This is a genomic window from Inquilinus limosus (assembly GCF_002195995.1).
GTDB classification, from domain to species: domain Bacteria; phylum Pseudomonadota; class Alphaproteobacteria; order DSM-16000; family Inquilinaceae; genus Inquilinus; species Inquilinus limosus_C.
The window spans coordinates 69584-76940 of sequence record NZ_NHON01000026.1 but is presented as its reverse complement, the minus strand read 5'-3'; the positions used below and the strand labels follow the sequence as shown (position 1 = coordinate 76940).

The following is a 7357-nucleotide window of genomic DNA, read 5'->3' as shown; positions in this document are numbered from 1 at the left end:
CCCCTCCCCCTTGTGTGTTGAAGATCTGCGAGGATGGTGGAGATGCGGTGCCGGGCAATGCCCGGCACCGCATCGCGGTCGTGAGCCCGTATCCCCCTTGGTTTGCAGCCCGTGGGGTAGCTTGGCGCCGCGGCCGCATCTTCCAAGCCCGAACAGTTGTCCGGGGCACGACCCCGAACACGCAAGGAAGGGATAAGAGGATGCCACAATTCTCGCCCAAGGCCGGCGTCGATTGCAGCAGCGACCGGCTCGACGTGCACATCCATCCGCTCGAGACGGCCTTCTCGGTGGCCAATGATGCCAAAGGCTGGCAAGAGCTCGAYCGGCACTTGGCCGCGGCCCAGGTCGAGGTCGTCGCGATCGAGGCCAGCGGCGGCTGCGAGCTCCAGGCCTGCCACTTCCTGATCGAGCGCGGATATTCCGTTCGGCTGCTCAATCCGTACCGGGTCCGCCTGTTCGCCAAGGCCATCGGCCGGCTGGCCAAGACTGACCCTATCGATGCCGCCGTCATCGCCCACTTCGTCGCCGTCGTGCCGACCCGGCCGATGGTCCGCCACACCACCGTCGAGGCCTTGGCCGAGCTGGTCGGGGCCCGCGCCCAGCTCCTCGACCAGCACACCGCCCTGTCCAACCAGGCCCGCTGGCACCACGACGCCACCCTGCGCCGGATCAGCCGACGCAGAGAGACCGCCTTGAAGGCCGACATCAACACCCTCGACCGGCTCATCGCCGCCCGGGTCGCAGCCGATCCCGACCTTGCGGCCAAGAACGCCATCCTGCGCTCGATGAAGGGCGTCGGACCTGTCCTCGCCCACACCCTCTTGGCCCTGCTCCCCGAGCTCGGCCTGCTCTCCCGATGGCAGATCGCCGCCCTCGTCGGCGTCGCTCCCTTCGATGACAACAGCGGCAAACGACAGGGCGTCCGCTTCATCCAAGGCGGCCGATCCAGCGTCCGCCCCCCCTTGTTCATGGCCGCCATGGCCGCCGCCAAGCACAACCCTGTCCTCAAAGCCTGCAGCGACCGCCTCCGCAACGCCGGCAAAAAGCCCAAGGTCGCCATCGTCGCCGTCATGCGCCGGATGCTCACCATCCTCAACGCCATGCTCAGGGACAACGCACCGTGGCAAAACCACGCCGCATGACACCTCTCTCCCAAGACAGTTGCTACCCCCCCAAGGTCGCCATCGTCGCCGTCATGCGCCGGATGCTCACCATCCTCAACGCCATGCTCAGGGACAACGCACCGTGGCAAAACCACGCCGCATGACACCTCTCTCCCAAGACAGTTGCTACCCCCCTCCCGCAAGGGGAGGGGGGACTATAGAAAGTTGGGTCTGAGTTGTTCTGAAAAGATCCCGCGCCCCCTACGCCGGCCGGGTGAAGCCCGCCGTGTCCAGCGGCAGCTTGCGCACCCGCTTGCCGGTGGCGGCGAAGACCGCGTTGCACAGCGCCGGGATCACCGGCGGCAGGGCCGGCTCGCCCAGGCCGGTCGGCGGGAAATCGCTGGCCACGAAGTCGACCGCGATGTCCGGCGTGCCGGGGATGCGCGGCAGCGGGTAGGTATCGAAGTTCTCCTGCTCGACCCGCCCGGCGGCCAGGGTGATCGACAGGCCGCCCAGCGCCTGGCCGAGCCCGTCGATCACCGATCCACGCACCTGGTTCTCGGCGCCCGACGGGTTGACGATGTGGCTGCCGATGTCGCCGGCCACCCAGACCCGCGGCACCCGCACCGTGCCGTCCTGCGCCACCGCCGCCTCCACCACCTCGGCGAAATAGCCGAGATGGCAGAAGTAGAAGGCGAAGCCCTTGGCGCTGCCGGCCGTGGTCGGCTTCAGCGCCCAGTTCGACATCGCCAGCACCTTCTCGATCACGCCGCGGGCCCGCCCGGTGTGGAACTGCGCCGACGACCCCTGTCGCGCCGGCAGCAGCCGCGGCTCGCCCAGCAGCCCGAGCAGCAGGGTCGGCAGGTCGGTGCCAGCCGCTTGCGCCACCTCGTCCAGGAAGGACTGGTAGGCCCAGGCCAGGCCGTTCGACCGCGGCGCCCGCATCGGCCCGGTCGGCACCACGCTGTCGATGCCGGACTGGGCGAAGACCAGGTTCGGCGTCATCAGCGCCGGCAGCTCCTGGAAGTCGAAATCGCCACCCGACACCGGCTTGCCGCCGCGGGTCAGGGTGACGAAATGGGCGGCGAAGGCGGTGGGCTTGCCGGCCGCGTCGAAGCCGGCGGTGAAGCGGTGCCAGCCGGCCGGGCGGTAGAAATCGTGCTGGATGTCCTCAGCCCGGGTCCACACCAGCTTGACCGGCGTGCCCGGCACCTGCCGGGCGATGGCCGAGGCCTGCACCACATAGTCGTTCATCAGCCGCCGGCCGAAGCCGCCGCCGATGCGCGGCATGTGCATCGCGATCTGCTCGGGCTTGAGGCCCAGCGCGTCGGCCACCAGGCCGCGGCCGCGCTCCGGCATCTGGGTCGGCGCCCACAGCTCCAGCGTGCCGTCCTCGTGCCACAGGGCGGTGCAGTTCTGCGGCTCCAGCGGCGCATGCGACAGGTAGGGATAGGCGTAGTCCGCCGTGATCCGCTTCGCCGCCCCGGCCAGCGCGCCGTCGACGTCGCCGGCGCGGAACAGCTCCGACTGCGGTGTGCCGTCGAACAGGGCCTTCGCCTGCGTATTGTAGCCGTCAGTGCTCTGCGCCGCGCCCGGCCCCTCGTCCCACTGGGCGTTGAGCGCCTGCCGCGCCTGGTTGGCCAGCCACCAGTTGGTGGCCAGGATCGCCACGCCGTCGACCAGGCTTTCCGCCCGGTTGTTGCCCTTGACCGCGAACGCCTGGCGCACGCCGGGCTTGCCGCGCACGGCGTCGAGATCGGCCGATTTCAGCGTGCCGCCGAACACCGGGCAGCGCTCGAACACCGCGTACAGCATGCCGGGCAGCCGGGTGTCGATGCCGAAGATTGGCTCGCCCCGCACCACCTTCGGGCTGTCGCAGCCACCGGTCGGCCGGCCGATGATGCGGAATTCCGCCGGGTCCTTCAGCCGGACCGTCGCCGGGTCCGGCATCGGCAGCGCCGCGGCCTCGGCCGCCACCTCGCCATAGCCGAGGGAGCGCCCGCTGGCTTGGTGCAGCAGCCGGCCGGACCGTGTGGTGATGCTGTCGGCCGGCACGCCCCAGCGCCCGGCCGCGGCCTGCACCAGCAGCGCCCGCGCCGCCGCGCCGACCTGGCGCAGCGGCATCCAGTTGGTCGGCGTGGCCCGGCTGCCGCCCGCCGTCTGCGGGCCGTACACGGCCTCGTTCACCATCGCCTGGGTGACGGTGACCTGGTCCCAGTCGACGTCCAGCTCGTCGGCGATGATCATCGGCAGCGACGTCTTGATGCCCTGCCCGATCTCCGGGTTCTTGCCGGTGATCGTCACCCGCCCGTCGGGCGCGATGGCGATGAAGGCGCCGAGCGTGCCCGCGCCGTCGCCGGCGGCCGACGCCGGCATCGGCAGGGTAGCGTCGATCAGCAGGCCGCCGCCGACCAGCAGGGAGGCCTTGAGAAAGGCGCGCCGGCCGAGGCCGGCTTCAGGAAGAAGATATCCCATCAGCCGGCACTCCCCTCGGCCGCATTCCGCTCAGCCGCCTTGTGGATGGCGGCGCGGATGCGGGTGTAGGTGCCGCATCGGCAGAGATTGCCGGCCATGGCGGAATCGATGTCGTCGTCGCCGGGCGCCGGGGTGGTGGCCAGCAGCGCCGCGGCGGACATGATCTGCCCGGCCTGGCAGTAGCCGCACTGCATCACGTCGAAGGCCAGCCAGGCCTGCTGCAGCCGGGCGCCGACATCGGTGGCGCCGATGCCCTCGATGGTCACGATCCTGGCGGTGCCGACATCGCCGATCGGCGTCTGGCAGGCGCGCACGGCGGCGCCGTCGAGATGCACGGTGCAGGCGCCGCACAGCCCCGCGCCGCAGCCGAATTTGGTGCCGACCAGGCCAAGCTCGTCGCGCAGCGCCCACAAGAGGGGCATCTCCGGCGGCGCGTCGATATGCTCGATCCGGCCATTGATGTTCAGTTCGACAGCCATGGACAGCTCCGTCTCTGCGACCGGCCATGCAAGGCGGGACCGCCGCCAGCGCGCCGGGTCCAGGATTTCCAGAAAGGAGAAGGATACGATCCGTTTGTCGCAGAACTGTGCCAGGGAAACCGGACGGTGTCCCTATTTTACCGCGGCGCTGCGGCATCCGGCCCCATCCCCGGCGGCGCCAGGTCAAAAAATCCGATCCGCGCGATTGCCCTGTTCTTGCGGCCTGTCGGAAACGTCGCCTTGTTGTTTATCCGGGTATTGAACGATAATAGGCAACCTTTCCTGTAAAAGCACTGCGACGATATTATAGGGTCCGTATGGTATCATCCGTCGTTACTGTCGCTTCCGCTTGATCCTGATCTGCAATCTTCGGGTAACGGCGCAGGTGGAAGGTTCATTCTTCCAGGCCGTGGGCTTCAAGCCGGCGGCCGTTTGGCGATGATGATGGAGGGTAAGATGGCCGGACCGCTCGCGATTGGTGAGGACGCGCCCGATTTCGAAGTCGAGACCACCGAGGGGCGGATCCGCTTCCATGACTGGCTGGGCTCGTCCTGGGGCGTGCTGTTCTCCCACCCCAAGGACTTCACCCCGGTCTGCACCACCGAGCTCGGCGCCGTCGCCAGGCTGAAGCCGGAATTCGACCGCCGCGACGTCAAGGTCATCGGCCTCTCCGCCGACCCGGTCGACCGGCACGCCGCCTGGGCCGAGGACATCAAGGAAACTCAAGGCGCTGCCCCGAACTTCCCGGTGATCGCCGATTCCGAGCTGGTCGTCTCCAAGCTCTATGGCATGCTGCCGGCCGATGCCGGCACCACGTCGGAGGGCCGCACCGCGGTCAACAACCAGACAGTGCGCAACGTCTACGTCGTCGGCCCGGACAAGAAGATCAAGCTGGTGATCTCCTACCCGATGTCCACCGGCCGCAACTTCGACGAGATCCTGCGGGTGATCGATTCGCTGCAGCTGACGGCCAGGCACAAGGTCGCGACGCCGGCCGACTGGCAGAACGGCGAGGATGTCATCATCGTCACCTCGGTCTCCGACGAGGAGGCGAAGCAAAAGTTCCCGGCCGGCTTCAAGACCCTCAAGCCGTACCTCCGCACCGTCGCCCAGCCCAAGGATTGAGCCGGCGGCGCCGATGACCAAGACCGACCCGATCCTGGCCGAAGCGGCGGGCGATGCCTCCCCCGCCGTCCATGCCGTCTACGATCCCCCGACCGGCAGCGTGCAGTACATCGTCGCCGACCCGGCGACCGGCGACTGTGCCATCATCGACCCGGTGCTGGATTTCGACCTGAAATCCGGCACCGTCGCCACCCGCAACGCCGACCTGATCCTCGATCATGTCGCGCGCTGCGGGCTGCGGGTGGCCTGGATCCTCGACACCCATCCGCATGCCGATCATTTCTCCGCCGCCGCCTATCTGAGGGAGCGGACCGGCGCGCCGATGGCAATCGGCGAGAAGGTGGCCGGCGTGCAGGCGCTGTGGCGGGACCTCTACCACCTGCCCGACCAGCCGACCGACGGCACGGGCTGGGACCGGCTGTTCGCCGATGGCGACCGGTTCCGGATCGGCAGCCTGGAGGCGCAGGTGCTGTTCTGCCCGGGCCACACCATGGCGTCGATCACCTATCTGGTCGGCGACGCCGCCTTCATCCACGACACGCTGTTCATGCCCGATGGCGGCACGGCGCGGGCCGACTTCCCCGGCGGCGACGCGCGCCAGCTCTGGGCCTCGATCCAGCGCATCCTGGCCCTGCCGGGCGACACCCGCCTGTTCACCGGCCACGACTACCGGCCGGACGGGCGCGAGCCGCGCTGGCAGAGCAGCGTCGCCGGGCAGAAGGAGCGCAACATCCACATCGCCGCGGTGTCAGAGGCCGAATTCATCGCCCTGCGCCGGGACCGTGACCGGACCTTGCCGCTGCCGGCGCTGATGCTGGCGGCGCTGCAGGTGAACATCCGCGGCGGCCGCCTGCCCGAGCCCGAGGCGAACGGCAAGCGGTACCTGAAGATCCCGCTCGACGCCTTCCCGGACGCGCCGCAGGGGTGAACGACCGGCCCGGCACCTGCCATCGCTTCAGAATGCGGAAGCTTGCTGTCATCCTGCCGGAATGCCCCGCGTTCAGCGATACACGAGCCTGCTGACCGATCGAAAGAGCTCCGTCCTCCCGGAGGTGCTCCAACAACTCGTCCAGGAGCTCTCCGCAAGGCTCGTTCGGAACGAGCCCATTATCGACGAGACCCAGCGCTTCACCGAAATGACGGCCGCGATGCTACCGGCCGCCATCGCGAGCGCGGCCAGCGAAATCCCCCCGCTCGGCCGGTTCTATTATCGCCAGCCGATCGGCCGACGTTTCTGGCGGTCGGTCTCCCCGATCGGGATCGAGCGCGAGGCGCTGGATGCCACCCCGGGCTTGAGCTGGCTCTACATCTTTCACGGCGATGGCCGGCTGCGCGAAGCGGCCCTGCACCGGATCGGCGATCCCCCGCCCAACGCTTTCCTGTTCGCCGCCCTGGCATATCGCCTGAACGACTGGGCGGAGCCGGTGCGGATCGCCGCCGAGGCCTGCGCGCGCCGGGTCTTTCCCCGAACCCCTTCATCCATCGTCGCGAACGCCGCCCTGCACCTCCTGACGCAGAAGCAGAACTGGAGGCGCTGGGGTGCCGAGGCCGCCGCGCTCGACATCGCCCTGTTCCGCCCGGATGTCGTGGACCAACTCGCATCGATCTTCCAGACCGAACCCGCCGGCGCCCTGAGCAGTGCCATGAGGCAGGCCCTGCGGTCTCCCGACATGGACCGGTACCTTCCGGACCTCCTCAAGACAGCGGCGCAACCGGCCATCCGGGCGATCGCGCTGCAATCTCTGGTCGAGAGACGCGGGATCTGGCCGGTCGGATTCAGGCAGGAATGGATCGACAAGTCGCTCGGACGCAGCCGGCGCGTCCTGGCGTTCGAGGAGCGCCCCATCGAGCACGCGGTTCCGCTGGCCGACCTCGTCTCCGCTGGAGCGGCCGATCGCTCGGCCGTGGTCAGGAAACTCGCCGCCGATGCTCTCATCAGGCACGCGGATGCGCTTGCGGGGCTGCAGGAGACGGCGGGCAGGCTGCTGCACGACCCGTCGCCGGCCGTTCGGGAGCGCATGGATTTCTATATGCGCCGGGCCAGGGGCGAGGTCGCCTGGACCGCGTCATCGACGGCCGGGCAGCCCTAGTTGCGGCCGTCTTGCCGCGCTCCGGCCTTGATCTCAAGGCACTTTGCCGCGACGTTCACCGACTGATTCGGAAATCGCGGAGAGG

General features: G+C 69.0%; 6 protein-coding genes. 4 read left to right on the top strand and 2 right to left on the bottom strand.

Annotation, left to right across the window (positions count from 1 at the left end):
- Positions 1-200: 200 nt before the first annotated feature.
- Entirely contained in the window at positions 201-1142 is a 942-nt protein-coding gene (locus BWR60_RS15585) for an IS110 family transposase (RefSeq protein ID WP_088151938.1), read from the top strand.
- A gap of 222 nt (positions 1143-1364) precedes the next feature.
- On the opposite strand, the gene BWR60_RS15580 is transcribed toward BWR60_RS15585, so the two are convergent.
- On the bottom strand, positions 1365-3578 hold the full coding sequence (locus BWR60_RS15580; RefSeq protein WP_088151937.1) for a xanthine dehydrogenase family protein molybdopterin-binding subunit: 2214 nt from the start codon (positions 3576-3578) through the stop codon (positions 1365-1367).
- Positions 3578-4057 carry a (2Fe-2S)-binding protein gene (locus BWR60_RS15575; RefSeq protein ID WP_088151936.1) on the bottom strand — a complete coding sequence of 160 codons (480 nt, stop codon included), beginning with the start codon at positions 4055-4057 and terminating at the stop codon, positions 3578-3580. Before BWR60_RS15575 ends, BWR60_RS15580 begins: the two co-directional genes overlap by 1 nt.
- Positions 4058-4513: 456 nt before the next feature.
- Between BWR60_RS15575 and BWR60_RS15570 the strand changes: the two genes are divergently transcribed.
- From BWR60_RS15570 to BWR60_RS15560, 3 genes are all read left to right on the top strand, one after another.
- Entirely contained in the window at positions 4514-5182 is a 669-nt protein-coding gene (locus BWR60_RS15570; RefSeq protein ID WP_088151935.1) for a peroxiredoxin, read from the top strand.
- Positions 5183-5195: 13 nt separating this feature from the next.
- Entirely contained in the window at positions 5196-6110 is a 915-nt protein-coding gene (locus BWR60_RS15565; RefSeq protein WP_218823512.1) for an MBL fold metallo-hydrolase, read from the top strand.
- A gap of 61 nt (positions 6111-6171) precedes the next feature.
- Positions 6172-7272, top strand: a complete 1101-nt coding sequence (locus tag BWR60_RS15560; protein ID WP_088151933.1) for a hypothetical protein — start codon at positions 6172-6174, stop codon at positions 7270-7272.
- Positions 7273-7357: the final 85 nt, after the last annotated feature.

Excerpts from the sequence above, each read along its gene's own strand:
- BWR60_RS15580 (WP_088151937.1), bottom strand. The coding sequence starts at position 3,578 with ATGGGATATCTTCTTCCTGAAGCCGGCCTCGGCCGGCGCGCCTTTCTC.
- BWR60_RS15575 (WP_088151936.1), bottom strand. The coding sequence starts at position 4,057 with ATGGCTGTCGAACTGAACATCAATGGCCGGATCGAGCATATCGACGCG.
- BWR60_RS15570 (WP_088151935.1), top strand. The coding sequence starts at position 4,514 with ATGGCCGGACCGCTCGCGATTGGTGAGGACGCGCCCGATTTCGAAGTC.
- BWR60_RS15565 (WP_218823512.1), top strand. The coding sequence starts at position 5,196 with ATGACCAAGACCGACCCGATCCTGGCCGAAGCGGCGGGCGATGCCTCC.
- BWR60_RS15560 (WP_088151933.1), top strand. The coding sequence starts at position 6,172 with ATGCCCCGCGTTCAGCGATACACGAGCCTGCTGACCGATCGAAAGAGC.